Annotated in this window: 22 protein-coding genes and 4 tRNA genes; 11 read left to right on the forward strand and 15 right to left on the reverse strand. The window is 60.6% G+C overall.

The genetic code is table 11. From position 1 onward, the window contains the following. Positions 1-17 precede the first annotated feature (17 nt). Complete coding sequence (locus MF6394_RS15225) at positions 18-758, reverse strand: FKBP-type peptidyl-prolyl cis-trans isomerase (RefSeq protein ID WP_078466982.1); 741 nt, start codon at positions 756-758, stop codon at positions 18-20. 247 nt (positions 759-1,005) lie between these two features. Here MF6394_RS15225 and MF6394_RS15230 point away from each other — a divergent pair, with 247 nt between their 5' ends. Then, positions 1,006-2,814 (forward strand): di-heme-cytochrome C peroxidase, encoded by a 1,809-nt coding sequence (locus tag MF6394_RS15230; RefSeq protein ID WP_078466983.1) that lies wholly within the window; start codon positions 1,006-1,008, stop codon positions 2,812-2,814. A 29-nt stretch (positions 2,815-2,843) separates the two neighbouring features. After that, the gene (locus tag MF6394_RS15235; RefSeq protein WP_044273086.1) at positions 2,844-3,977 is read left to right on the forward strand and encodes a catalase family protein; all 1,134 of its coding nucleotides are present in this window, start codon (positions 2,844-2,846) and stop codon (positions 3,975-3,977) included. Between the two features lie 89 nt (positions 3,978-4,066). Here MF6394_RS15235 and MF6394_RS15240 read toward each other — a convergent pair. The 4 genes from MF6394_RS15240 to MF6394_RS15255 all read right to left on the reverse strand — a co-directional run bounded on the left by MF6394_RS15240 (position 4,067) and on the right by MF6394_RS15255 (position 4,587). Next, a tRNA-Asp gene (locus MF6394_RS15240) sits at positions 4,067-4,143 on the reverse strand. A gap of 19 nt (positions 4,144-4,162) precedes the next feature. After that, positions 4,163-4,238 (reverse strand) — tRNA-Val (locus tag MF6394_RS15245). 177 nt (positions 4,239-4,415) lie between these two features. Further along, positions 4,416-4,492, reverse strand: a tRNA-Asp gene (locus tag MF6394_RS15250). A gap of 19 nt (positions 4,493-4,511) precedes the next feature. Further along, positions 4,512-4,587, reverse strand: a tRNA-Val gene (locus MF6394_RS15255). Between the two features lie 159 nt (positions 4,588-4,746). Here MF6394_RS15255 and rdgC point away from each other — a divergent pair. From rdgC to sugE, 3 genes are all read left to right on the forward strand, one after another. After that, positions 4,747-5,667, forward strand: coding sequence for a recombination-associated protein RdgC (gene rdgC, locus MF6394_RS15260; RefSeq protein ID WP_020301078.1), 921 nt, complete (start codon positions 4,747-4,749; stop codon positions 5,665-5,667). Between the two features lie 154 nt (positions 5,668-5,821). Continuing rightward, the gene (locus MF6394_RS15265; RefSeq protein ID WP_078466984.1) at positions 5,822-6,781 is read left to right on the forward strand and encodes a bile acid:sodium symporter family protein; all 960 of its coding nucleotides are present in this window, start codon (positions 5,822-5,824) and stop codon (positions 6,779-6,781) included. Between the two features lie 112 nt (positions 6,782-6,893). Beyond that, a complete protein-coding gene (sugE, locus tag MF6394_RS15270; protein WP_010211634.1) occupies positions 6,894-7,208 on the forward strand; it encodes a quaternary ammonium compound efflux SMR transporter SugE in 315 nt (104 codons plus the stop codon). 576 nt (positions 7,209-7,784) lie between these two features. Here the strand turns inward: sugE and MF6394_RS15280 are convergent. From MF6394_RS15280 to MF6394_RS15290, 3 genes are all read right to left on the reverse strand, one after another. After that, a complete protein-coding gene (locus MF6394_RS15280) occupies positions 7,785-9,659 on the reverse strand; it encodes an MFS transporter (RefSeq protein WP_078466986.1) in 1,875 nt (624 codons plus the stop codon). Positions 9,660-9,717: 58 nt separating this feature from the next. Beyond that, positions 9,718-10,866, reverse strand: a complete 1,149-nt coding sequence (locus MF6394_RS15285) for a TDT family transporter (RefSeq protein WP_047710456.1) — start codon at positions 10,864-10,866, stop codon at positions 9,718-9,720. Between the two features lie 111 nt (positions 10,867-10,977). Next, positions 10,978-12,165 carry an MFS transporter gene (locus MF6394_RS15290; RefSeq protein ID WP_078466987.1) on the reverse strand — a complete coding sequence of 396 codons (1,188 nt, stop codon included), beginning with the start codon at positions 12,163-12,165 and terminating at the stop codon, positions 10,978-10,980. Between the two features lie 91 nt (positions 12,166-12,256). On the opposite strand from MF6394_RS15290, the gene MF6394_RS15295 reads away from it, so the two are divergent. Beyond that, positions 12,257-12,796: a TetR/AcrR family transcriptional regulator gene (locus MF6394_RS15295; protein WP_078466988.1), complete on the forward strand. Its 540-nt coding sequence runs from the start codon at positions 12,257-12,259 to the stop codon at positions 12,794-12,796. Between the two features lie 130 nt (positions 12,797-12,926). Here MF6394_RS15295 and MF6394_RS15300 read toward each other — a convergent pair whose 3' ends face one another. From MF6394_RS15300 to MF6394_RS15315, 4 genes are all read right to left on the reverse strand, one after another. Beyond that, positions 12,927-13,706, reverse strand: a complete 780-nt coding sequence (locus MF6394_RS15300) for an ABC transporter permease (protein WP_003190115.1) — start codon at positions 13,704-13,706, stop codon at positions 12,927-12,929. Beyond that, entirely contained in the window at positions 13,703-14,635 is a 933-nt protein-coding gene (locus MF6394_RS15305) for an ABC transporter ATP-binding protein (RefSeq protein ID WP_078466989.1), read from the reverse strand. Before MF6394_RS15305 ends, MF6394_RS15300 begins: the two co-directional genes overlap by 4 nt. Before the next feature lie 135 nt (positions 14,636-14,770). Further along, a complete protein-coding gene (locus MF6394_RS15310; protein ID WP_032892575.1) occupies positions 14,771-15,388 on the reverse strand; it encodes a glutathione S-transferase family protein in 618 nt (205 codons plus the stop codon). Positions 15,389-15,444: 56 nt separating this feature from the next. Next, positions 15,445-16,104, reverse strand: coding sequence for a transglutaminase-like domain-containing protein (locus MF6394_RS15315; protein WP_032892576.1), 660 nt, complete (start codon positions 16,102-16,104; stop codon positions 15,445-15,447). Positions 16,105-16,294: 190 nt separating this feature from the next. On the opposite strand from MF6394_RS15315, the gene MF6394_RS15320 reads away from it, so the two are divergent. Together MF6394_RS15320 and MF6394_RS15325 are read left to right on the forward strand one after the other, a co-directional pair. Next, complete coding sequence (locus MF6394_RS15320; protein WP_047710452.1) at positions 16,295-18,742, forward strand: acyl-CoA dehydrogenase; 2,448 nt, start codon at positions 16,295-16,297, stop codon at positions 18,740-18,742. Positions 18,743-18,817: 75 nt separating this feature from the next. Then, positions 18,818-19,225 (forward strand): PA2817 family protein, encoded by a 408-nt coding sequence (locus MF6394_RS15325; protein ID WP_044273053.1) that lies wholly within the window; start codon positions 18,818-18,820, stop codon positions 19,223-19,225. 147 nt (positions 19,226-19,372) lie between these two features. On the opposite strand, the gene MF6394_RS15330 is transcribed toward MF6394_RS15325, so the two are convergent. Next, a complete protein-coding gene (locus MF6394_RS15330; RefSeq protein WP_044273052.1) occupies positions 19,373-20,305 on the reverse strand; it encodes a LysR family transcriptional regulator in 933 nt (310 codons plus the stop codon). Positions 20,306-20,394: 89 nt separating this feature from the next. On the opposite strand from MF6394_RS15330, the gene MF6394_RS15335 reads away from it, so the two are divergent. Further along, positions 20,395-21,036, forward strand: coding sequence for a hypothetical protein (locus MF6394_RS15335; RefSeq protein WP_078466990.1), 642 nt, complete (start codon positions 20,395-20,397; stop codon positions 21,034-21,036). 90 nt (positions 21,037-21,126) lie between these two features. Here the strand turns inward: MF6394_RS15335 and MF6394_RS15340 are convergent, their stop codons facing one another. After that, entirely contained in the window at positions 21,127-22,698 is a 1,572-nt protein-coding gene (locus tag MF6394_RS15340; RefSeq protein WP_078466991.1) for an alkaline phosphatase D family protein, read from the reverse strand. After that, the gene (locus MF6394_RS15345) at positions 22,695-23,249 is read right to left on the reverse strand and encodes a GNAT family N-acetyltransferase (RefSeq protein ID WP_078466992.1); all 555 of its coding nucleotides are present in this window, start codon (positions 23,247-23,249) and stop codon (positions 22,695-22,697) included. The genes MF6394_RS15340 and MF6394_RS15345 overlap by 4 nt, the downstream gene beginning before the upstream one ends. A 191-nt stretch (positions 23,250-23,440) precedes the next feature. On the opposite strand from MF6394_RS15345, the gene MF6394_RS15350 reads away from it, so the two are divergent. Together MF6394_RS15350 and MF6394_RS15355 are read left to right on the forward strand one after the other, a co-directional pair. Continuing rightward, the gene (locus tag MF6394_RS15350; protein WP_005786670.1) at positions 23,441-23,848 is read left to right on the forward strand and encodes an ExbD/TolR family protein; all 408 of its coding nucleotides are present in this window, start codon (positions 23,441-23,443) and stop codon (positions 23,846-23,848) included. 2 nt (positions 23,849-23,850) lie between these two features. Beyond that, positions 23,851-24,579 (forward strand): energy transducer TonB family protein, encoded by a 729-nt coding sequence (locus MF6394_RS15355; RefSeq protein WP_044273049.1) that lies wholly within the window; start codon positions 23,851-23,853, stop codon positions 24,577-24,579. Positions 24,580-24,598 lie beyond the last annotated feature (19 nt).

Genomic DNA, 24,598 nt, shown 5'->3' on the forward strand with positions numbered 1-24,598 from the left:
GTGTGTTCAGGCGCCGATTACTTCTTGGCGGCTGGTGCAGCAGTCGCGTCAGCCGCTTCTGCCTTGGCTGGGTCCTTGATGGCCAGCAGCTCCAGGTCAAATACCAGCACGGAGTTGGCCGGGATCGCCGGGCTCGGGCTCTGGGCGCCGTAGGCCAGGTCGGACGGGATGTACAGCTCGACCTTCTCGCCAACGTGCATCAGTTGCAGGCCTTCGACCCAACCCGGGATCACGCCGCTGACCGGCAGGTCGATCGGGCTACCGCGATCTACGGAGCTGTCAAAGGTAGTACCGTTGGTGAGCTTGCCGGTGTAGTGAACAGTCACCACGTCGGTTGGCTTAGGCTGGGCGCCGTCAGCCTTCTTCACGATCTTGTACTGCAGGCCGGAAGCGGTGGTGACGACACCGTCTTTCTTGGCGTTGTCTTCGAGGAATTTCTTGCCAGCGGCTGCCGACTCTTCGCTCATTTTAGTCATACGTTCTTCAGCACGCTTTTGCAGTGCGGCAAACGCCTCAACCAGCTCATCGTCCTTGAGCTTCTGCTCTTTCTTGCCGACGGCATCTTCGATGCCCTGGGCAACAGCTTTGGAGTCCAGGTCGTCCATGCCTTCTTGGGCAAGGCTCTTGCCCATGTTCAGGCCGATGCCGTAGGAAGCTTTTTGCGCCGGGGTTTTCAGCTCTACGCTGGTCTGCGAATCACAACCCGCAAGTACCAGGCTAACCAGGGCCACCGCCGCCGCCAACCGATGCTGTTTCATGCTATTTCCTTGTTCATGCGCCATAAGGGCATTCGAATAAAGTCGCGAGCTTATCAGGCGGCCACGACCAATGGCTACCGGCATGTGAGCAGGAAACTTCTGATAAGTTCACGTGTTTAAAAGCATTTCCATTTATCATGGGGCCCCGCGACGGATCGCGGGACCGCCTGATAGCGGGCCAATTGCTACTTGCCGCACCTGTAGCGCAGTGGCATAACAACGCGACAATTCGACAAGGATAGTTATCTTGCGCATTTTTTCCCGTGTTTTACTCCTGATACTGATCGCACTGGGCCTGATTCTGGCCGTGGTGCTCTACTACACCCTCAATCCCAAACTGCCGGATTATGTGCCCGTAAAGCAGGTGCACTACCAGGAGCAATGGAGTGCCAACGACCGCCAGACCTACTACTTCACGCCCCAGGGCACCCAAGTAAAAGGCCTGCACTACGACTGGTTCACCGCCCTGGAGCTGCCGTTCTCCGAGCAACGCTTTGCCGCGCCGGAATACCTGGCGCGCTTCGGCTTCCTGGTCGACCCCAAGCAGACGGCCACCGCGCAAAACCCTGGCAACCTGCCAGTAGGGTTCGCCCGACACCAGAACGCCGACAGCAAGGCTCAGTACCTGGATATCACCTGTGCGGCATGCCACACCGGCGAATTGCACTTCAAGGGCCAGGCCCTGCGCATCGACGGCGGCTCGGCGCAGCACGTGCTGCCCTCCAGCGTTCCCACGTTGCGCGGCGGCAGTTTCGGCCAGGCCCTGGTCGCCAGCCTGGCCGCTACCTATTACAACCCATGGAAGTTCGAGCGCTTTGCCCACAAGGTGCTGGGGGATCAGTACGATGCCCAGCGCGATCAACTGCGCAAAGACTTCAAGCAATCGCTGAACCAGTTCCTCAAAGTCGCCTGGAATGACACCCATCGCGGCCTTTACCCCACCGAAGAAGGCCCGGGCCGTACTGACGCCTTTGGGCGCATCGCCAACGCCAGTTTTGGCGACGCTATTTCCCCAGACAATTATCGCGTCGCCAATGCGCCGGTGGACTACCCGCAGCTGTGGGACATCTGGACCTTCGACTGGGTGCAGTGGAATGGCTCGGCCCAGCAGCCGATGGCGCGCAATATCGGCGAAGCCCTTGGCGTAGGCGCGACCCTGGCGTTCTTCGACGCAGCCGGGCAACCGCTCAAAGGCGATGCCCGCTACCCGTCCAGCGTACGGGTGCGTGACCTGCACCTGATCGAAGAGACCCTGCAACGGCTCAAGCCGCCGACCTGGCCGCAAGACTTGTTCGGCGCCATCGACAAACCCCTCGCCGCCCAGGGCCGCGCACTCTTTGCCGAGAACTGCGCCGGCTGCCACCTGCCCACCGTTACCCAAGAAAACGGCCGCCCGGTGCAGCAGTTGAAAATGCTGCCGGTGGACTACATCGGCACCGACCCCGGCACAGCCAACAACATTGCCGACCAACGCTATGACCTCAGTGCCCTGCAATGGGACCCGGCCGAACTGGCCCAACTCAATGTCGAACTGCACCCCACCCCTACCGCGCCGCTGGACCTGAAAAAAATGTCGGTAGCCCAGGGCCTGGCCTATGTCACCGCCTTCGTCGAAGAGCATGCCTACCGTGCGGCCGGCGTCACCCCGGCCGAGCGCCCGGGCCTGGACGGGTTCGGCCTGCCCATCGGCGTGCGCGAGTTGCGTGCCTACAAGGCGCGACCGCTGGCCGGCGTATGGGCCACCCCGCCGTTCCTGCACAACGGTTCGGTGCCGACGATCTACCAACTGCTCTCGCCCCAGGACGAACGCAGCACCACCTTCTATAAAGGCACCTTCAACTACGACCCGCGCCACCTGGGGTTTGAGACCACCGCCTTCAAGAACGCCTTCCTGTTCGATACCAAAATCACCGGCAACCACAACAGCGGCCACGAATTCCGTGCCGGCGAGCGCGGCAATGGCGTGATCGGCCGTGGCCTGCTGCCGCAGGAACGCTGGGCGCTGCTCGAATACCTCAAAGTGCTGGGCGGCCCGCTGGAGCAACAACTGCCATGATTATCCGATCGCAAAACAAGGACCGCTCCATGCTTGCTCGTCTCTGGCTGCGCCTTGGCGCCTTTGTGGGTAAAACCCTGTTGTGGCTGCTGGGCCTGGGCCTGCTGGGGTGGGTGTTGGCCATGGCGTGGTTCGCCTGGCAGCACAGGGGCCCGGTGTCGGTGAAAGAACAGATCCCGCCGGGTGAAGCGGCGATGACCCAAGGCATCATCCAGACCGCCGTGCGCATCGTTGACCAGCATCGCGAAGGCACTCGCTACCTGCGTGATGCCCATGCCAAGGCCCATGGATGCGTGAAAGCCGAGGTCAGCGTCCTGGCGGATCTCGACCCGGCCTTGCGCCAGGGTGTGTTCGCCGAGCCGGGCAAGACCTGGCAGGCGACGATGCGCCTGTCCAACGGCAACGCCTACCCGCAATTCGACAGCATCCGCGATGCCCGCGGCATGGCGATCAAGCTGCTGGATGTGCCGGGCAAGCAACTGATGGCCGACCAGCAAGCGCGCACCGAGCAGGATTTCGTGATGTTCAGCCATCCGAACTTCTTTGTCAGCGATGTTGCGGAATACGCGCAGAACATCGGTGCGCAAGCGGATGGCAAGAAGGTCCTGGCGTTCTTTCCCAAGCTCGACCCGCGCAGTTGGCAAGTGCGTCACCTGTTTATCGCCCTGGCAACCCTGGCGCCCGCCCCGGCCAGCCCGACGCAGACGACTTACTTTTCAGTGTCGCCTTATAAGTTTGGCGCGGCCAACGCCAAGTTTCGCGTCGCGCCCGACCCGCAAAGCTGCCCGGATTATGTGCTGCCCAAACAGAACCAGGACCTGCCCAACTTCCTGCGCAGCGCGCTCAACCAGCAACTGTCCACCGACCGTGTAGATGCGTGTTTTGTGCTGCAGATCCAGCGGCAAAACCCACAGGCGTTCATGCCCATCGAAGACACCAGCATCGAATGGAAGGAAAGCGACGCGCCGTATGAAACCGTGGCCAAGGTGAGAATTCCCGCCCAGGACTTTGACACGCCGGCGCAGAACCTGGCGTGCGATAACCAGTCGTTCAACCCCTGGTTCGGGCTGGAAGCCCACCGCCCTATCGGCGGCATCAATCGGCTGCGCAAAGCGGTGTACGAAGCCGTCAGCGACTACCGCCACAGCCGCAACGCACCGTAAGGTGCGTTAAATTGCAGGCGAAAAAAAACCCGCTCAATGAGCGGGTTTCTTGTGGCTACCTGGCGTTCAGTGTTCCAGGTGACCGAATATGGCGCAGCGGACGGGACTCGAACCCGCGACCCCCGGCGTGACAGGCCGGTATTCTAACCGACTGAACTACCGCTGCGCGTAACACTTGAAGCGAATGGTGGGTGATGACGGGATCGAACCGCCGACATTCTGCTTGTAAGGCAGACGCTCTCCCAGCTGAGCTAATCACCCTTCGTTTCGGTGTGGGCGCATCATACACCAAAAAATCGTAATGTCTTGATTTAAATGCAATTTCTTTAAAAAAAGTTTAGTGCACGATTTTTTGCCATATTTCGGACAGAAAAAAGCCCGCTAGATGAGCGGGCTTTCTGTGGTTACCTGGCGTTCAGCGTTCCAGGTAACCGAATATGGCGCAGCGGACGGGACTCGAACCCGCGACCCCCGGCGTGACAGGCCGGTATTCTAACCGACTGAACTACCGCTGCGCGTAACACATGAAGCGAATGGTGGGTGATGACGGGATCGAACCGCCGACATTCTGCTTGTAAGGCAGACGCTCTCCCAGCTGAGCTAATCACCCTTCGTTTCGGTGTGGCGCGCATTCTACGGAGCGACCTTAAGTCTGGCAAGCACTTTCTTAAATCTTTTTTTTCAGCCCTTCCAATGGCTTAGGCAGGGTTGGCCTGCGGCGTGATCAAGAGAATAATGCCCCCCTTTGTATAGAGGAGAGACTCACCCCATGTGGTTCAAGAACCTGCTTATCTATCGCCTGACCCAAGATCTGCCTGTTGATGCCGAGGCGTTGGAAGCGGCCATGGCCACCAAGCTGGCGCGCCCTTGTGCAAGCCAGGAGTTGACCACTTACGGTTTCGTCGCACCTTTCGGTAAAGGTGAAGATGCTCCCCTGGTTCACGTCAGCGGCGATTTCCTGCTGATCGCCGCCCGCAAGGAAGAACGCATCCTGCCAGGTAGCGTGGTGCGTGATGCACTTAAAGAGAAAGTCGAAGAGATCGAAGCCGAGCAGATGCGCAAGGTCTATAAGAAGGAGCGCGACCAGATCAAGGATGAAATCATCCAGGCCTTCCTGCCTCGCGCCTTTATCCGTCGCTCGTCGACCTTCGCTGCGATCGCGCCGAAACAGGGCCTGATCCTGGTCAACTCGGCCAGCCCCAAGCGCGCCGAAGACCTGCTGTCGACCCTGCGCGAAGTGATCGGCACCCTGCCCGTGCGCCCGCTGACGGTAAAAACCGCCCCGACTGCGATCATGACCGACTGGGTCACCACCCAGAAACCGGCCGACGACTTCTTCGTCCTCGACGAATGCGAACTGCGCGACACCCACGAAGACGGCGGCATCGTGCGTTGCAAGCGCCAGGACCTGACCAGCGAAGAGATCCAACTGCACCTGACCACCGGCAAGGTCGTGACCCAACTGTCCCTGGCGTGGCAGGACAAGTTGTCCTTCATGCTCGACGACAAGATGACCGTCAAGCGCCTGAAATTCGAAGACCTGCTGCAAGACCAGGCGGAACAGGACGGTGGTGATGAAGCCCTGGGCCAACTGGATGCCAGCTTTACCTTGATGATGCTGACCTTCGGCGATTTCCTGCCGGCGTTGGTTGAGGCACTGGGCGGCGAAGAAACACCGCAGGGCATCTAAGCCATGTGAAGATCAAAATGTGGGAGCGGGCTTGCTCGCGAAAGCAATGTATCAGTCAGTATATCTGGTGACTGATTCACCGCTTTCGCGAGCAAGCCCGCTCCCACATTTGATTGCATTCACACCATCAGAATCTAATAACAAGGACCTCCCCATGCGCGCACTCGCCGCCTTGAGCCGCTTCGTCGGCAACACCTTCGCCTACTGGGTGTTGATCTTCGCCGTCGTCGCCTTTCTCCAACCCAACTGGTTCATCGGCCTGAAAAGCGCCATCGTCCCACTGCTGGGCCTGGTGATGTTCGGCATGGGGTTGACCTTGAAACTGGAAGACTTCGCCGAAGTCGCTCGCCACCCGTGGCGCGTGGCCTTGGGCGTGGTCGCGCATTTCGTGATCATGCCGGGCGTGGCATGGTTGCTGTGCCAGGCGTTCCATTTGCCAGCGGAAATAGCCGTTGGCGTGATCCTGGTCGGCTGTTGCCCAAGTGGCACGTCGTCCAACGTGATGACCTGGCTGGCCCGGGGTGACCTGGCGTTATCGGTGGCGATTGCCGCGGTCACCACCCTCCTCGCGCCGCTGCTCACACCGGCATTGATCTGGCTGCTGGCCTCGGCCTGGCTGCCGGTGTCGTTCATGGAGCTGTTCTGGTCGATCCTGCAAGTGGTGCTGCTGCCCATCGTACTGGGCGTGGTCGCGCAGCGCTTGCTCGGTGATCGGGTAAGGCATGCGGTGGACGTGCTGCCACTGGTGTCGGTGGTCAGCATTGTGATCATCGTCGCGGCCGTGGTTGCCGCAAGCCAAGGCAAGATTGCCGAGTCGGGCCTGCTGATCATGGCCGTGGTGATGTTGCACAACAGCTTCGGTTACCTGTTGGGCTACTTCACCGGGCGCCTGTTCAAGTTACCGCTGGCGCAACGCAAGTCGCTGGCCCTGGAAGTGGGCATGCAGAACTCCGGGCTGGGCGCCGCCTTGGCCAGTGCCCACTTTTCGCCGCTGGCGGCAGTGCCCAGTGCGCTCTTCAGCGTCTGGCACAATATTTCCGGGGCGTTGCTGTCGACCTATTTCCGCCGCATGAGCGAAAAGGAAGACCGTCGCGCGCTGGAAACCACGCCGTAACTTGATCGCGCGGTCCAATTTCGGCACTCTACCGAACTTCGCGGGGACGACCTCGCGACGCTATCAAGCGATTACCCGGGGACGACCCCACTTTGATAGAAGCGAGGTCATCATGTCCTGGATCATTCTGTTTTTTGCCGGGTTGTTTGAAGTGGGCTGGGCCGTCGGCCTGAAGTACACCGACGGGTTCAGCAAGCCGCTGCCCACCGCCCTGACCATTGCCGCCATGGCCGTCAGCCTTGGGCTATTGGGGCTGGCCATGAAGGAACTGCCGCTGGGTACCGCCTATGCCATCTGGACCGGCGTCGGTGCCGTGGGCACGGTGATTGCCGGGATTATCCTGTTTGGAGAATCCATGGCGCTGTTTCGATTGGCCAGTGTGGCGTTGATTATTTGCGGGCTGATTGGCCTCAAGATTTCCACTTAAGCCACTACCGCTATCGCAGCATAGGTATCTACACAACTACGGCACGACGCTAAATCTGTGGCGAGGGAGCTTGCTCCCGTGACGGCCTGACAGCCGACGCTGATCTGGCTGAGGCACCGCGATCTAAATGTGGGAGCTGGCTTGCCTGCGAAGACGGCCTGACAGTCAACACAGTTGGACCGTGTACATATCCATTCCTGCGGTAACGGCCACTTAGGGTTCCGCTCTGACAGCGGCTCACTTTTGAAAAGCGCAAAAGTAAGCAAAACGCTCTTGCCCCACCACTCGGCACCTCGCTTAGGCTCGGTGTGCCCGTAATCCGCCAGTGATTTGGGGGGCCGCCGCCACGCGCCATCCATGGCGCGGGGCGGCTAAACCGGCATCCCTGCCGGTTTACCCCCCAAATCCCTGTCGAATTCCGGCCAGCGTGGTTTGACGGGGCGCCTGAGATCAAAAGCAGATCAAGATCAAGAGCGACTCGCTTCGCATCGTGGTTACCGTCTGCTGCTACAGCCCACAAAGTTATGTAGATACCTATGGCTTGCCTGCGATGAAGTCCCGACAAACAACCACAAACTACCTGACACTCCCCCGCAAACCACCCACCACAGCCTGCAACTGCTCAGGCGTCGCCGCCTCCACAGTCACCGGCTCACCCGCCACCAACACCACCCGCGACCAGATCCGATGGAAAAAGCCCTTGTTAGGATCGCGGCTGAAGAAACTCCCCCACAACCCCTGCAACGCCATCGGGATCACCGGCACTGGCGTCTCCTCCAGGATGCGCGTCACCCCACCCCGGAACTCATTCATCTCGCCATCGGCGGTCAGCTTGCCTTCCGGGAAAATGCAGACCAACTCGCCGTCCTTGAGGTACTGGGCAATCCGCGCGAACGCCTGTTCGTAGATCTGAATGTCTTCATGGCGCCCGGCAATCGGAATCGCCCCGGCGGTGCGGAAGATAAAGTTGAGCACCGGCAAGCGGTAGATCTTGTAGTACATGACAAAGCGAATCGGCCGACGTACTGCGCCGCCGATCAACAGCGCATCGACAAACGACACATGGTTGCACACCAGCAACGCCGCGCCTTCATCCGGGATGGCCTGCAGGTTGCGATGCTCCACGCGGTACATGGAATGGCTGAGCAGCCAGATCATGAAGCGCATGGTGAACTCGGGGACGATTTTAAAGATATAAGTGTTAACCGCGATGTTGAGCAGCGACACCACCAGGAACAACTCGGGGATCGACAGCTTGGCCACGCTCAACAGCAGGATGGAGACGATGGCCGAGACCACCATGAACAGTGCATTGAGAATGTTGTTGGCCGCGATCACCCGAGCTCGTTCGTTCTCGGCGGTGCGCGACTGGATCAGCGCATACAGCGGCACGATGTAAAAGCCGCCGAACACACCCAGGCCGAGGATATCGAACAGCACCCACCACGCCTGCCCGTAGCTGAGCACCGCAAGCCAATCGTTGGCTTGCACGTTCTGCGGGAAGCCGCCGGAGTGCCACCACAGCAGCAGGCCGAACACGGTCAGGCCAAACGAGCCAAACGGCACCAGGCCGATTTCCACCTTACGCCCGGAGAGTTTTTCGCACAGCATCGAGCCCAGGGCGATGCCCACCGAAAACACCGTGAGGATCAAGGTCACCACGGTTTCGTCGCCGTACAACCATTCCTTGGCATAGGCCGGGATTTGCGTGAGGTAGATCGCGCCGACAAACCAGAACCATGAGTTGCCGACAATCGAGCGCGACACAGCAGGCGTCTGCCCCAGGCCCATGCGCAACGTTGCCCAGGACTGCGTGAAGATATTCCAGTCCAGGCGCAGTTGAGGTGTCGACGCCGCCGCGCGCGGGATGCTGCGGCTGGCCAGGTAGCCCAGCACCGCCACGGCCACAATCGCCACCGCCACCACCGGCGCGTAATGGGTGGAAGACATCATGATCCCGGCGCCGATGGTGCCGGCCAGAATCGCCAGGAACGTGCCCATCTCTACCAGTCCGTTACCACCGACCAACTCATCGTCGTGCAATGCCTGGGGCATGATCGAGTATTTCACCGGGCCGAACAGTGCCGAGTGAGTGCCCATGGCAAACAGCGCCAGCAGCATCAGCTCAAGATGATTGGTCAAAAAACCCGTCGCGCCCACGGCCATGATCACGATCTCGCCGATCTTGATCGCGCGGATCAACGCGTCCTTGTTGAATTTCTCGCCAAACTGCCCGGCCAACGCCGAGAACAGGAAGAACGGCAGGATAAACAACAAGGCGCACAGGTTGACCCAGATGGAGCGGTCGCCCTCGATGGTGAGCTTGTAAAGGATGGCCAGGATCAGCGATTGCTTGAAGATGTTGTCGTTGAACGCGCCCAGCAATTGAGTGATGAAAAACGGCAAGAAGCGCCGCGTGCGCAGCAAGGTAAATTGGGAAGGATGGCTCATCGTCGTCCGTGTTCCTGCGTGGCCTTATTTATCAGGCCACGACTTTACCTAATCCTGCTTACTTATTCGCTAGCCCGGCAATACAAGGCGAAACAAAAAGCTCGCCTTTATAAGCGCCCTGCACGGTGCGCTTGGCCACGATCAACCACATCAGCGCCAGCGCAACCACCAGCACGCTGCCAAACACACTGAAAAACTCCAGCTGCAACAGGCTCGCCAATTTCAGCGTGGCCAGGGCGTACACCCCCAATGGGAAAGTGAAGCCCCACCAGCCCAGGTTGAACGGGATACCGGCGCGCAGGTAACGCAGGGTGATCAACACCGCAATCAACATCCACCACAAGCCAAACCCCCACAGGGTGATGCCCGCAATCAGGCCAAGGCCGTGAGCCATTTCACCGACACTGGCCAGGCCATTGGCGGCGAAGATCGCAGGGGCGTCCGTACCCAGCAATAACATGCCCAGGGCACCGGTGCCGATAGGGCCCAGGGCCAACCAGCTCGACGCTGCCATATTGGCGTGAGGCAACTTATGCAAGGCCATGCGCAGCATCAGGATGGTCAGGATGCTGAACGCCACCGGCAGGGAAAACGCCCACAGCACGTAGCTGGTCACCAGCATCACCAGTTGCGAATGGGCGTCTAACAGGTGCGGCGCGAGCAAGCCGCCGCTGGCCGCCGCCACTTCGGCCGCCACCACGGGCAACAGCCAGACGGCGGTCATCTGGTCGATGCTGTGCTCCTGGCGGGTAAACATCATGAACGGGATCAGCACACCACAGGCCAGGGACATGGCGACGTCCAACCACCACAGGGCTTCGGCCAGCGGGATGACATCACTGCCCCAGCGCGGCAGACCGAACAGCAGCAAGCCATTAAGAATGGTCGCCAGCCCCATGGGGATAGTGCCGAAAAACATCGAGACGGTGGAGTGCCCGAAGATGCGTCGCGCCTCGTGGAAAAACATCACCCAGCGGGCGGCATAGAGCACGCTGAACAGCACAAACAGGCCGATGGTGAACAGCCACAGGGCCTCGGCGATAACGTGCAAACCTGGCAAGTTGACTGGCAACTGAGCCAAGGCCAGCGCCAGCACACCGGTGCCCATGGTCGCGGCGAACCAGTTCGGGGTGAACTGGCGAATCACTTCCCGGGGACGGGTCAAGTGACTGAAGGGTTTGTAGCGGTGAGTGGTCGAGCAGGTCATGGGTTAATCCTCTTCCTCATTTGAGGTTGAAGCCATGATAGAACCTGATCGAATATCTATATAACGGGTAATATCTCTAACTGTTATCTACTTTACCTATATCAATCACAATCATGCCCTCGCACTTGTCTGCGCCGAGTCCCGCATCAACAAACCAACAAGCGCGGCGAGAGACAGCAAGATAAGCACCGCACCGTAGCCGTCCGTGGTCGAGATCAAGCCAAACACACGGCTCAGGTTACCCGCCAATAACGCCGGTATGCAGAACGCCAGGTAGCTCAATACATAGAACGCCGACATCAGGCCCGCCCGCTCATGGGGCAACGCCAGGCCCACGATACTGCGCACACTGCCCATGAAGCCGCCGCCGAAGCCCAGACCTGCGATCACACTGGCGACAAAGAACAGCCACAGGCTGGCGGTGTTTACGGCAACCAGCAGCAGCCCCACGCCCACGGCCAGCAGTGCAGCCGATAAGCGCATCACCCTGTCAGCCGCATGATTGCGCAGGCTGTAGATCATCACCGCGCCGCTCAAGGTCACCACCGCCACCAGCCCGCCGCCGATCAAGTGCGAGGTCGACCCGGTGGCGACACGCACCAACGACGGCGCCAACGAGGAAAAAAACCCACCCAGCGCCCACACGGCCACATTCAATGGCATCGCCAACCACAACGCGCGGCGCGCTTGCGGCGGCACATGCAGGGTTGGCGCCAGCGACTTCAAGGCGCCCGGTATGCGGCTGACCGTTTCAGGCAGGCGCCACACATACAGCGCCTGCAATACCATCAAGCCCAGCAGGGTGTAATAGATCAATTGGGTCGGCCATGGCGCAAACTCCACCAGCAGCCCACTGCCCAGGCCACCACTGGCCATGCCGAGCATCGGTGCAAGGCTGTTGAGCATCGGGCCGCGCACGCGGTCAGTGTCGAGCAGCGTTGCACCCAACACCGCGGTCGCCGTGCCGGTCGCGAAACCCTGCAACGCCCGCGCGGCCAGCAGGTAGCTGGTGCTGTCAGCAACGATAAACAGCAACATCGCCACGATATTGAGCAGCAACGCGGCGAAGATCACCGGTTTGCGCCCCAGGTAATCCGAAAGCGACCCTACGGTGAGCAGCGCCGCCAACAGGCTCACGGCATAAACGCCAAAGATGGCCGTGAGCATCGCCGCCGAAAAATGCAGGTGGTCTTGATACACCTGGTACAACGGCGTCGGCGCGCTGGAGGCAGCGAGAAAGGTCAGCACGGTGATGACCAGAAACGCCAGGCGGGACCGTTGAGAGATGACGCTGGGCATGGGCACGCTCCGCTAAAGCTAATATTTTGCTTTTGTGGAGTGTGCTACTCGCTGGGGCTTAAAGCAAATTCTTTGTGTTAAGGTCTTGCCCATGGCGATCAAAGAATGCCTCCGCCCGGGGGGCCGTAGTGCCCGGGTACAAGAATCCGTCCACAGGGCGGTGCGCGAACTGCTGGAAACCCATGAGCGGTCCAGCGTCACCGTGCCGATGATTGCGGCATGTGCAGGCGTCACACCGTCGACCATTTATCGGCGCTGGGGCGATCTGTCAGTACTGCTCGCCGACGTCGCCCTGGCCCGTATGCGCCCCGATACCGAACCGGCCTACACCGGTAGCCTGCGTGGCGACCTGCAAGCCTGGGCCGAGCAATACCTGGATGAGATGAGTTCGGACGTAGGCCGCAACATGATGCGCGACGTTCAAAGCAGCCCCACGCCTGGGTATTGCGTGAGCATCCTGAGTGGGCAGTTGCAGGTGATCGTGGATCGCTATCCGCAGGAACAGCCGCCGAGCGTTGACCATCTGATCAACCTGCTCGCTGCGCCGACAGTGTTTCGTATTCTGTTTTCGGCCCAGCCGTTGGCGGTAGAAGAACTGCACGCCCTGATCGAACTGGCACTGAAGGCTTAAAGCCCTGCACATAGCAAATGTGGGAGCGGGCTTGCTCGCGAAGGCGTCGTGTCAGTCAATGCATCAGCAACTGATCTACCGCACTCGCGAGCAAGCCCGCTCCCACATTTTTTTCGCGTGCTGTCAGCGGCTAGGTGCGCATCCCACGCCCACTCACCAGCAACCGCGCACAACCGATATACAAGACGATGGTGGCCACGATCATGAAGGTGATCGCCACGCTGATCTTGATATCCGACACGCCCAGAATGCCGTAGCGGAAGGCGTTGACCATGTGCAGCACTGGGTTGGCCAGAGACACCGTCTGCCAGAACGGCGGCAGCAAGGTGATGGAGTAAAACACCCCGCCCAGGTAGGTCAGCGGCGTCAGCACGAAGGTCGGGATGATGGAAATATCATCGAAGTTGCGGGCGAACACGGCGTTGATAAAGCCTAGCAGCGAGAAGATCGTCGCCGTCAGCACTACCACCAGAATAGTGACCCCGAGGTGATGCACCTGCAGATGGGTGAAGAACAGCGACAGCAGCGTCACGATCACCCCCACCATCAGGCCACGCAACACCCCGCCCAAGGTGTAGCCGATCAGGATGGTGTGCGGTGACACCGGCGAGACCATCAGTTCTTCGATAGAGCGCTGGAACTTGCTGCCAAAGAAACTCGATACCACGTTGCCGTAGGAGTTGGTGATCACCGACATCATGATCAGGCCCGGCACGATGTACTCCATGTAGGTGAAACCACCCATGTCGCCGATTTGCCGGCCGATCAGGTTACCGAAGATCACAAAGTACAGGACCATGGTGATCGCTGGCGGCAGCAGGGTCTGCGGCCAGATCCGGGTAAAGCGCTTCACTTCGCGATAGACAATGGTTTGCAGCGCGACGAGGTTGGGTTGCAGTTCGGAACTCATACTGCCACCTTCGCCAGATTTTTCTCCACCAGGGACACGAACAACTCCTCAAGGCGATTGGTTTTATTACGCAGGCTCAGCACTTCGATGTTCTGAGTCGCCAATTGGGTGAACAGCGCGGTGACGCCCATGGCCTTATCCACCTGCACCTCCAGGGTGTGGCTGTCCACCAGCCGGCTGGGGTAGCCGAGCAACTGCGGGGCCACCGACAGATTGTTCTTCAGGTCGAGCAGGAAGGTCTCCACATGCAACTGGCCCAGCAGGTTGCGCATGCTGGTGTTCTCGACAATGGTGCCGTGGTCGATGATGCCGATGTTGCGGCACAACTGCTCAGCCTCCTCCAGGTAGTGGGTGGTGAGGATGATGGTGATGCCCTTCTCGTTCAGTTCGGTGAGAAAGGTCCACATCGAGCGGCGCAGTTCGATGTCCACGCCGGCGGTGGGTTCGTCGAGGATCAACAGGCGCGGCTCGTGCACTAGGGCGCGGGCGATCATCAGGCGGCGCTTCATGCCACCGGACAGCGAGCGCGAAGGCACGTCACGCTTGTCCCAAAGGCCCAGTTGGGTCAGGTACTGCTCGGCGCGTTCCTTGGCGACTTTCGCCGGAATGCCGTAGTAGCCAGCCTGGGTCACAACAATATCGAAGGTCTTTTCGAACTGGTTGAAATTGAATTCCTGGGGCACCACGCCAATGGAGCGCTTGAGCGCCGCCGGGGATTTGTCCAGGTCATGCCCGAAGATATTCACCGTGCCGCTGGTCTTGTTGACCAGGGTGGAGAGAATGCCGATGGTGGTGGATTTGCCGGCACCGTTGGGGCCGAGCAAGGCGAAGAAGTCACCTTCGGCGACATCCAGATCGATACCACTCAGGGCCTGGAAACCGTTGCCGTAGGTTTTGGTTAGCTGCCGGATGGACAGAGCGGAACTCATATGGAAGTACGCACCAAAGAAGGGAATAGAAAGAATAGATGAAGGCACACCCCAGGTAGTTCAACCTGCGATGCAGTGCGAGCATGGTGCGTGCCCATGCCGCACAAGTACAGTCACCCGTATTAATAGTGTGTATTAAGTCAACGCGGTCATCACCGCCTTGCGGTAGGCCGGGCGCTGCTGCAGGCGCTGGTACCAGGCCTCCAGATGGGGCATGGCAGGGCGTTCGATGGGCATCTCGAACCAGGCGTAGATGAAGCAGCCCAAAGGAATATCGCCCATGCCGAACGCCTGACCGGACAGATAGGGTTGCTCGGCGAGGGCTTGTTCGACGGTTTTGAGCGCGTCGATACAGGCTTGGCGCCCGGCATTGATGCTGTCCCAGTTTTGCTGGTCAGCCGGGGTGCGCACGATGCCCCAGAACACCGCTTTGAACGGATCGGCGAGCGTGGAAGTGGTCCAGTCCATCCACTTTTCGGCGTTGGCCCGGGCTTGCAAGTCGCTGGGGTAAAAGTCCGATGCCTGCTTGGCGCACAGGTAACGCACGATCGTGTTGGATTCCCACAGCACAAAGTCGCCATCTTCGATCACCGGCACCCGGCCATTGGGGTTCATGGCCCGGTATTGCGGGGTATCGACCACACCAAAAGCCCCGCCCGCATCAATTGCTTCATAGTCCAGGCCGAGTTCCTCGGCGCACCACAGTGCTTTCCTGACGTTTGATGAATTTTTACGACCCCAGATCTTCAGCATGACCGCGCCTTATCGTTGATGAACATGGCTTGATGAAGGCAGCAGCATACGCCGGTTCAGCCGCGGCTTAAATCGCCCTGCATATCACCGAGCAAGGTGGGCGCATCGTCGCCAAACAAGTGCGGGTAACACTGGCGGATATGCGCGAAGAAAAATGCTTCAGGCACATCAGCAAATTGCCCGTGGTCCACCACGTACTCCATCGAACGCTGGCCCTGGCGATTGAACGCGTGAAACACGCTGTCGTGCAGGCCATCGAATTCCAGCGGCGGCACGTCGAACACTTCGCACAGTTGCTGGTTGAACGCCGGCGTGGCCTTGACCCAGCGGCCGTTCAGGTAAAGCTCGGTATAACCGTGCATGGCGAACACGTCACTCTTGAGCAGGGCGAGCAGTCGCGGGGTGGACAGGTGGTTGCGCACGTCAGCCAGGCCAATGCGTGCGGGAATGCCGCAGTGGCGCGCGCAAGCGGCGAGCAACGTGGCTTTGGGTACGCAGTAGCTTTCGCCGGCCGCCAGGGCAAAGCTGGCGCTCAAGGTGTTGGGGTCACGGCTGAAGGTATAGGGGTTGTAGCGAATGGCCTCACGCACCGCGTAGTAAAGACTGACTGCCTGGTCACTTAAATCCGGGCGGGTTCCGCGATGTTTCTCGGCGAACTCCACCACCACAGGGTGGTCACTATCGATGAAGCGGCTGGGACTCAAGTACGTATTCATGAGCTTGATCTCCGAGGGGAGCCTGGAGTTTAACCACCAGGCCTGCCCGAGAGATAACGACGATTCGGCCAAATGCCGGCGCCGGCTGATGGGTTGCCCAGTACACCTTGTTACACCCTGATCACCCGGCTTGTTCGGATGCCGACTAAGCTCCCTGGTGGTTTCGCCCCTGGTTCACGGAGGATTGAATATGCTGTTGTTGTGGATACTGGTGCTGGTGGTCGGCATTGCCTACCTGGCACACCGCCGTACTGCCCCCCTGCCCGCCCTGGGCGTGGTCGCCGTCTACCTGCTGGCGATGGGCGCCTGGAGCCACGCACCGGGTTGGTTGCTGCTGATCTTCTGGGTGCTCCTGGCCGTGGTGGCCGCGCCGTTGTTGCTGCCTGACCTGCGCCGCCAATACTTCACCAAGCCGCTGTTCAGCTGGTTCCAGAAAGTGCTGCCGCCGATGTCCGAGACCGAGCGCGATGCGATCGATGCCGGCACCGTCTGGTGGGACGGCGAGCTGTTCAGTGGCCGCCCCGACTGGGACAAATTGCTGGCCTACCCCAAGGCGCAATTGACCGAGGAAGAGCAGGCGTTTATCGACGGTCCCACCGAAGAACTCTGCGCCATGGTCAGCGACTGGGAAATCGGCCAGGCCATGGACCTGCCGCCGCAAGCCTGGGAACACATCAAGACCCACGGTTTCTTCGCCCTGATCATTCCCAAGGAGTACGGCGGCAAGGGCTTCTCCGCCTATGCCCACTCCCAGGTTGCCATGAAGCTCGCGACCCGCAGCGGTGACCTGGCCTCCACCGTGATGGTCCCCAACTCCCTGGGCCCCGCCGAACTGCTGCTGCACTACGGCACCGAGGAACAACGCAACCACTACCTGCCGCGCCTGGCCCGTGGCGACGACATCCCGTGCTTCGCCCTCACCGGCCCGCTGGCCGGCTCCGATGCGGGCGCCATGCCCGACACCGGGGTGATCTGCAAAGGCGAATGGGAAGGCAAGGAAACCCTTGGTCTGCGCCTGAACTGGGAAAAACGCTACATCACCCTCGGCCCTGTCGCGACCTTGCTTGGTCTGGCCTTCAAGGCCCATGACCCGGACCACCTGCTGGGCGAAGAAGACGACCTGGGCATCAGCCTCGCGTTGATTCCTACCGACACCCCTGGCGTGGAAATCGGCCGTCGTCACCTGCCGCTTGGCGCCGCGTTCATGAACGGCCCCAACTCCGGCAAAGATGTGTTCATCCCCCTGGAATACCTGATCGGTGGCCAGGAAATGCTCGGCAAGGGCTGGATGATGCTGATGAACTGCCTGTCGGTCGGCCGTTCGATCTCGCTGCCCGCCGTCGGCACCGGCGCCGCCAAGTTCACCAGCCTGGTGACCGGGCAATATGCCCAGGTGCGCGAACAGTTCAACGTACCGCTGTCGGCCTTCGAAGGCATCCAGGAAGCCCTGGCGCGCATCGGTGGCAACGCCTGGCTGATGGACAGCGCGCGCATGCTCACCGCCAACGCTGTGGACCTGGGCGAGAAGCCGTCGGTGCTGTCGGCAATCCTCAAGTACCACCTGACCGAGCGCGGCCGCGAGTGCATCAGCCACGCCATGGATGTGCACGGCGGCAAGGGCATCATCATGGGGCCCAACAACTACCTGGGCCGCAACTGGCAGGGCGCACCGATCTTCATCACCGTGGAAGGCGCCAATATCCTTTCGCGTAACCTGATGATCTTCGGCCAGGGCGCGATTCGCTGCCATCCCTTCGTGCTCAAGGAAATGGCTCTGGCCGGTCGCGAAGACCATGACCAAGCGTTGAAGGAATTCGACGGCCTGCTGATGCAACACATCGGCTTTGCCGTGAGCAACGCCGCCAGCACCCTGGTGCTGAACCTGGGCTTGGGGCACTTCGAAAAAGCCCCGGGCAACCGTTTGAGCCAGGGCTACTTCCGTGCCCTGAACCGCCAGGCGGCTGCGTTTGCCCTGCTGGCGGACCTGAGCATGATGTTGCTGGGTGGCGAGCTCAAGCGCCGCGAACGCCTGTCCGCTCGCCTGGGTGATGTGCTCAGCCACATGTACCTGGCCTCGGCGGCGCTCAAGCGTTACCACGATCTGGACTCGCCGGACCACCTGGAGCCGCTGTTTGCCTGGGCCATGGAAGAAAGCCTGGGTGAATCGGAACGTGCACTGGATGAGCTGCTGAGCAACTTCCCGAACAAGGTGCTGGGCTGCCTGCTGCGAGTGATCGTGTTCCCATTCGGGCGTCGTCATACCGGGCCGTCCGACGCGTTGGATGCCGAAGTGGCAGCCGTGATCGGTCGCGCCAAGGGCGACCCGACCCTGGAAGAATTGCTGGCCGGCTGTTATCGCCCGCAATCAGCAGAAGATCCGGTGGGCGCCCTGCAACATGCCTACGACCTGCTCGGTGCCAGCCATCCCTTGCAGAAAAAGCTCCACAGCGCGCTCAAGAGCGGCCAGGTCAAACCGGTGGCCGGCGAGCATGCCATCGACGCGGCCCTGCAAGCCGGCGTGCTGCAACCGGCTGAGGCACAAACCCTGCGCGATGCCGAGGCGGCGCGACGCAAGGTGATCGACGTGGATGATTTCAGCAAGGAAGAGCTGATGCAGGCAGAGGGTAAAGTCCGCTGAGTCGAGCGGTCATATAAAAACGGGCGCGAGAGGCTTATACTCTCGCGCCCGTTTTTGCTTTAGAGGCCTTATCTCGTGTCCAACGTCGTTGCCGATCATCTCGTCTTGCTCGACCACTTGCGCAGCATCCTGGTTGCCGTCGGCGAAGCCGAACAGGTACCCGAGGAAAGCCACTCCCTGTTCCTGGAGCGTTTCGACGAACTGCGCGCCCTGTTGCCAATCGACCCGATCGAAAGCCAGTACCTGGGCCAGGACCTGATGAGCCAGGTCATTGTGCGTTACCCGCAAATTGCCCACCTGGTGCCCCGCGACCTGCTGTGGTTCTTCGGTGGCGACTGCCTGCACTTCATGCCTGACGAAGAACTGGACCTGTACCAGGCCCTGGAAGAACGTCGCTATGAAGCCGAACAGAACGACGAACCGTTCGACTGGAACCAGGAAAAACAGCTGCTGGCGATGCCTCAGGACCAGAGCAAGCACTGACACCACTATGTGGGGCGAGCTTGCTCGCGAAAAACGTCATCGATAACGCGTGCTTTCTGAATAAACGCGGCGTCTGTGAGTTTTTCGCGAGCAAGCTCGCTCCTACAGTATTAAGGCTTGTCCCTCCCACATTTCCTAACCGCGCTCCTACCGCCGCCGCAGCGTGGGCTCCTTGGCCATGCACTCCACCAGATAATCGATAAACACCCGCAACTTCGGCGGCAGGTAACGTGTGGGCGAGTGCAGCAACCACGCCTCGCCATGGTACGAGGCAATAAAATCCCACCCCGGCAACACCTGCACCAACTCCCCCGCTTCCAACGCATGCCGCGCGGTGAAATACGGCAAGCTGGCAATCCCGACATGCTGCAAGGCCGCCTCCAGCCGCACCCCGGTGTGGTTCGCCGCATACCGGCCGCGTACGCCGACCGTTACCGCCTTGCCAGCCTGGCGAAACTTCCACCGTGAATCTCCCGGTGTCTCTCCCAGATAGATGCAACTGTGCCCGAGCAGATCATGGGGATGGCTCGGTGTACCGTGCTCGGCCAGGTACTGCGGCGTCGCGCACAGCAAATGTTCGATGGGCAACAGCTGGCGCCCGACCAAGCCTGGCGGCGGGCTATCGGTGATGCGGATGCTCAAGTCGACGTTGTCGTCGATCAAGTCCACATGCCGATCTTCCAAAATCAATTGCACATCAACCTTGGGGTAGCGCCGCAAGAATTCCGGCATGTGTGGGTGCACCACGAATCGCCCCACCGCCTTGGGCACACTGACCCGCACAAGGCCCTCGGCTTCATGGGTGAATTGCCCACTGATTTCCATCACCGAGCGCGCTGCGTTGACCATCTCCTGGCAACGCTTGAACACCTCCTCGCCGCCCTCGCTCAGGCGCAGCTTGCGTGTGGTTCGTTGCAGCAGGCGCGTGGCCAGGGCGTGCTCCAGGCGCGAGATACTGCGGCTCACCGCCGAAGGTGAAACGCTGAGTTGCCGCGCCGCTTCGGAAAAGCTGCCGGTTTCGACGACCTTGACGAAAATCGCCATTTCACCCAACAACGGCAAAGGAAGATTGATGCTCATGACGCACAGGTCCATTGATAATTGAGCGGATTATCACTCATCTGCGCACTATTTATACTGCCCACAGAACCCTGATGCGGATGTAGATGATGACCGAGCGCCTGTTTTTTACCCACGATCACCTGACGGCCGAGCTGGAAGTGCTCAGTTGCACCCCGTACGAAGAGCAATTCGCCGTGATTGTGCAATCGACGATTTTCCATCCCCAAGGCGGCGGCCAGCCATTCGACACCGGCTGGCTCGGCGACAGCCAGGTACTGCGAGTCATGCAGGAAGCCGAACGGGTGGTGCACTACGTCGACCAACCTCTGGAACCTGGACCTGTCATTGCACGCGTCGACGCAGAGCGGCGCGCCTTGCACACACGTCTGCATTCGGCAGGGCATTTGATCGGCAATGCTGGCGAACGCCTGGGCTGGATGCCGATCAAAGCCCACCATTGGCCGGGCGAAGGCAAGATCACCTTTATCCGTGGCCAGGCCGCGCAAGACATGGATGCGCAGACGCTCCAGCAGTGGGTCAACACATGGATCGCCGCCGACTTTCCCCGCCATATGACGCTGGAAGACGGCACCCGTGAAGTCGGCTTCGGTGAGTTGCCGGCTTACGCCTGTGGCGGCACGCATGTTCAAGCGTTGAGCGAACTGGGCCAGGTGACGATCCTGGCGCTATCGGAGAAAAAAGGCGCGCTGTCAGTACGCTACAGCCTCGCTGACACCCTGGCCCTGTAGGAGCGAGCTTGCTCGCGAAGAACGTTAACGATAACGCGGGGTACCTGATTCCCATCGGCGCCCTTTGGTTTTTCGCGAGCAAGCTCGCTCCTACAGGGCCACGCTCGGCTGGCCCGATTCATTGACGAATGACTTCAATGTCGACACCGTCGCCGCCGGGTCACGCGGATCGCTGATCGCACGAAAATTCGTCAACATGGTGTTGGCCGCCAACTCCACCGACACATAGCCACGCTGACGGCTGTCGAAGAACTTCACATGGGGGTTGAGCGGCATGATCTTCATGAACGCGTCATAGGGCGGGCCATCGGAGGTGACCGACGAGCCGACAAACTCGGTGGCGACCACCGCCGAGTCCGGCCTGTCGGCGTCGGCATGCAGGTCGGTGGCCCAGAACGAATGAATATCCCCACCCCAGAACACCGGGTTCTTCACCCGGTTACGCACGATCGACGCCAGCATCCGCGAGCGGTTGGCCATGTAGCCATCCCAGCCATCGGTCCAGCGGCCAAGCTTGTGGTTGGTGAGGTCACGCTGCATCAGCGGCGCCACCAGCAAATCCTGGGCGATGATATTCCACTGCGCCTTGGACTGGGCAAATCCTTGGTCCAGCCAGGCCTCTTGCTGCCAGCCGAGCAACGTGCGGCCAGGGTCACGCAGGTCGCTGCAAGGGGTGGTGACAATATGCCCTTGGTGGCTGCCATTGGCCGCGATGCACGGTTGCTCGGAACGGTACTGGCGACCGTCAAGCACATGGAAACGCGCAAGCTGGCCGTAATCCAGGCGCCGGTAGATGCGCATGTCCGGCCCCTTCGGCACGCTGCTGGCGCGCAACGGCATGTGTTCGTAGAACGCCTGGTAAGCCGCCGCCCGTTGCTTGAGAAACTGCGCCACCGCCACCTTCGGGTCCTGGGACCAGCGGTTGGCGTAGTCATTTTGTACCTCGTGATCATCCCAGGTCACGACGCTGGGAGCCGCGGCGTGAAGGAACTGCAGGTCTGGATCGGTCTTGTACAGTGCGTAGCGGTTGCGGTAATCGCTCAGGCTTTGCGCATTGCCGCTGCCGTGGGAACGAAACACCTTGCCCGACTGCGCCGCATAGGAACTGTCGTAAATATAATCACCGAGGAAAAACACCAGGTCCGGCTGCTCGGCGGCAAGGTGTCGGTAGGCGCTGAAGTAACCACGCTCCCAGTGCGAGCAGGACACAAACCCCAGCCGGGCCGTGGCCATGGCCTGCAGCGGCGGCATCGTGCGCGACTGGCCCACCGGGCTCTGCGCACCGAGCCCTTCAAACTGGTACCAATACGGCCGATCCGCCGTCAGCCCCGTCACCTCGACATGCACTGCGTGAGCAAAACGCGGCGTCGCCAGTACTTCGCCCTGCTTCACAATGCGCGTCATCGCCGCATCGCTGGCCACCCGCCAACGCACCGGCACCGTGCGGCTCAGGCCACCACGGCCATCCTCAGCATTGAACAACGGCGCCAGGCGCGTCCAGATCACAAAGCCATCCGGCAGCGGGTCGCCGCAAGCCACGCCAAGGGTGAACGGATAATCCACCCCGGCACTGCGCGCAAACGGGCTGAGAATAGAAAACGCCGTAGCGACCGCCAGCCCGCCGAGGACCCGGCGCCGGCCGTGGTCGACTTCGCCGCTCACAGGCAGCGCTCCCAGTCGTCGCGCACGGTGGCAAACCCGAGCATGTCCTCATACACGCCGTTCTTTAAAAACGCCTGGCGCATGCAGCCTTCATAGCGCAGGCCGATCTTCTCCATGACCCGCGCCGATTCCTTGTTGCGCGCGAAACACTGGCTGCCCACGCGCTGCAAGCCTAGCGCGTCGAAACCGAAGTCCATCACCGCGCTCGCCGCTTCAGCCGCATACCCCTGGTTACGGCAGTGCGCTGCCACCCAGCCACCCAAGTGCCCATAGTGATGCCGAGCGTTGATACGCAGGCTGACCATGCCGACCAATTCGTCGGTGCCGCGCACATGCACCCCCAGGTTCAGCAGCTCACCGTTGCGGTACTTGTCAGCGATCCCGGCAATAAAATCCTGGGCGGTTTCCAGGGTGTAGGGCGACGGAATGTTCGCCGTGTTGTCGGCAATTTTCGGCCCGTTGGCAAGCGTGAAAAGCACCTGCGCCTGGTGCATTTGCAGTGCGCGCAACAACAGTCGCGGGGTCGTCAATTGAGGCAGTGCGGTAGGCATGGGAGCCGACTCTCAAGATAAATTTCTCAAGCTTGGATGCCCCGAGTGTCAGTTTCATTACGCCCGAAAACTGACCGGTTAGTTTTCTAAAAAGACGCATCCTAGAGCCTCTAAACGGTCAATTAAAGTTAACCAATCGGTCATTTTTGGCTGTTAGCGTTTTGCCCCTAATTCAATGACGGGGTAACGGAATGAGAACCTGGGACGAACCCAAGAAACGCAAGGCGCACATCGAGCTGATCCCAATGATCGACGTGATGATGTTCCTGCTGGTGTTTTTCGTACTGGTGAGCCTGAACGTGATTCCCGCGCTCGGCATGAAGACCCAATTGCCCAGCGCCAGCAGTTCGCAGCAGCTCAAGCCGCAGAACAAATTCATCCTCACCCTGGGCCTGGAAGGCCAGTTGCAACTGGACGGCAAGGACCTGACGGTGGATGCTCTGGTGCCGGCGCTGAAGGCGGCCGAAAAGCCCGATACCAAGTCGACGATCATCGTCAACAGCGACAAAGGCGTGGAGGTTTCGCGCCTGGTGGAAGTGATGGACACCCTGCGCCTGGGTGGCTTCACCTCCGTGTCCATTGCTACGCGTAAGTCCTGACCATGTACGTTCTGTTTCGTGCGCGTCAGTTGCTGGGCAGTGTCCCGGCCCTGATCGCCCTGGTGCTGATTGCACTGGGTATCCAGTCCCAGACGTTGAAAGTCGAGCCGGTGTATGACGAGTCGGCGGTCGAATTGGCCTTGGTCGAGCCGGAACCGGAAGGGGTCCCTGAACCGGTGGTGGAGCAAGAACCGCCACCGCCGGTGATCGAAGAGGAAGAGGCCGAGCCTGCTCCCCCGCCGCCACCGCCCAAGCCGCTGCCAAAACCCGAACCCAAGCCCAAGCCAAAACCTGTGCCCAAGCCTGCGCCCGTGGTCGCCAAGCCTGCGCCAACGCCGCCACCGGTGGCCGCCAAGCCAGCCCCGGCCGCCGTGGCCCAAGCGGCACCGACGCCTGCTCCACCGGCGCCACCGAAGGTCGATGGTCAGGCCCTGGAAAGCGGTTACCTCAAAGGCTTGCGCAACGAACTGGACACCTACAAGCAGTACCCCACCGGGCGCCAGGCCTCCCTCGAACGCCCGAGCGGCGAGGTGGTGGTGTGGCTGCTGGTAGACCGTCAGGGCCGCGTCCTCGACTCAGGCCTACAAACCCAGGCCTCGAGCATGTTGCTCAACCGGGCCGCCACCAACAGCTTGCGTCGCATCAAGCAAGTCAAGCCGTTCCCCGAGCAAGCCTTCGGGGGGCGCAATGAGCAGCGCTTCACCGCCACCTTCAACTACAGCGTGCAATAAGCACCCGACACCAGGACGA

It is taken from the genome of Pseudomonas sp. MF6394, assembly GCF_002018845.1.
GTDB classification, from domain to species: domain Bacteria; phylum Pseudomonadota; class Gammaproteobacteria; order Pseudomonadales; family Pseudomonadaceae; genus Aquipseudomonas; species Aquipseudomonas lactis.

Excerpts from the sequence above, each read along its gene's own strand:
- MF6394_RS15280 (WP_078466986.1), bottom strand. The coding sequence starts at position 9,659 with ATGAGCCATCCTTCCCAATTTACCTTGCTGCGCACGCGGCGCTTCTTG.
- MF6394_RS15345 (WP_078466992.1), bottom strand. The coding sequence starts at position 23,249 with ATGCCTACCGCACTGCCTCAATTGACGACCCCGCGACTGTTGTTGCGC.
- rdgC (WP_020301078.1), top strand. The coding sequence starts at position 4,747 with ATGTGGTTCAAGAACCTGCTTATCTATCGCCTGACCCAAGATCTGCCT.
- MF6394_RS15300 (WP_003190115.1), bottom strand. The coding sequence starts at position 13,706 with ATGAGTTCCGAACTGCAACCCAACCTCGTCGCGCTGCAAACCATTGTC.
- MF6394_RS15320 (WP_047710452.1), top strand. The coding sequence starts at position 16,295 with ATGCTGTTGTTGTGGATACTGGTGCTGGTGGTCGGCATTGCCTACCTG.
- MF6394_RS15225 (WP_078466982.1), bottom strand. The coding sequence starts at position 758 with ATGAAACAGCATCGGTTGGCGGCGGCGGTGGCCCTGGTTAGCCTGGTA.
- sugE (WP_010211634.1), top strand. The coding sequence starts at position 6,894 with ATGTCCTGGATCATTCTGTTTTTTGCCGGGTTGTTTGAAGTGGGCTGG.
- MF6394_RS15335 (WP_078466990.1), top strand. The coding sequence starts at position 20,395 with ATGACCGAGCGCCTGTTTTTTACCCACGATCACCTGACGGCCGAGCTG.
- MF6394_RS15305 (WP_078466989.1), bottom strand. The coding sequence starts at position 14,635 with ATGAGTTCCGCTCTGTCCATCCGGCAGCTAACCAAAACCTACGGCAAC.
- MF6394_RS15355 (WP_044273049.1), top strand. The coding sequence starts at position 23,851 with ATGTACGTTCTGTTTCGTGCGCGTCAGTTGCTGGGCAGTGTCCCGGCC.
- MF6394_RS15235 (WP_044273086.1), top strand. The coding sequence starts at position 2,844 with ATGCTTGCTCGTCTCTGGCTGCGCCTTGGCGCCTTTGTGGGTAAAACC.
- MF6394_RS15290 (WP_078466987.1), bottom strand. The coding sequence starts at position 12,165 with ATGCCCAGCGTCATCTCTCAACGGTCCCGCCTGGCGTTTCTGGTCATC.
- MF6394_RS15265 (WP_078466984.1), top strand. The coding sequence starts at position 5,822 with ATGCGCGCACTCGCCGCCTTGAGCCGCTTCGTCGGCAACACCTTCGCC.
- MF6394_RS15295 (WP_078466988.1), top strand. The coding sequence starts at position 12,257 with ATGGCGATCAAAGAATGCCTCCGCCCGGGGGGCCGTAGTGCCCGGGTA.
- MF6394_RS15350 (WP_005786670.1), top strand. The coding sequence starts at position 23,441 with ATGAGAACCTGGGACGAACCCAAGAAACGCAAGGCGCACATCGAGCTG.
- MF6394_RS15285 (WP_047710456.1), bottom strand. The coding sequence starts at position 10,866 with ATGACCTGCTCGACCACTCACCGCTACAAACCCTTCAGTCACTTGACC.
- MF6394_RS15330 (WP_044273052.1), bottom strand. The coding sequence starts at position 20,305 with ATGAGCATCAATCTTCCTTTGCCGTTGTTGGGTGAAATGGCGATTTTC.
- MF6394_RS15315 (WP_032892576.1), bottom strand. The coding sequence starts at position 16,104 with ATGAATACGTACTTGAGTCCCAGCCGCTTCATCGATAGTGACCACCCT.
- MF6394_RS15310 (WP_032892575.1), bottom strand. The coding sequence starts at position 15,388 with ATGCTGAAGATCTGGGGTCGTAAAAATTCATCAAACGTCAGGAAAGCA.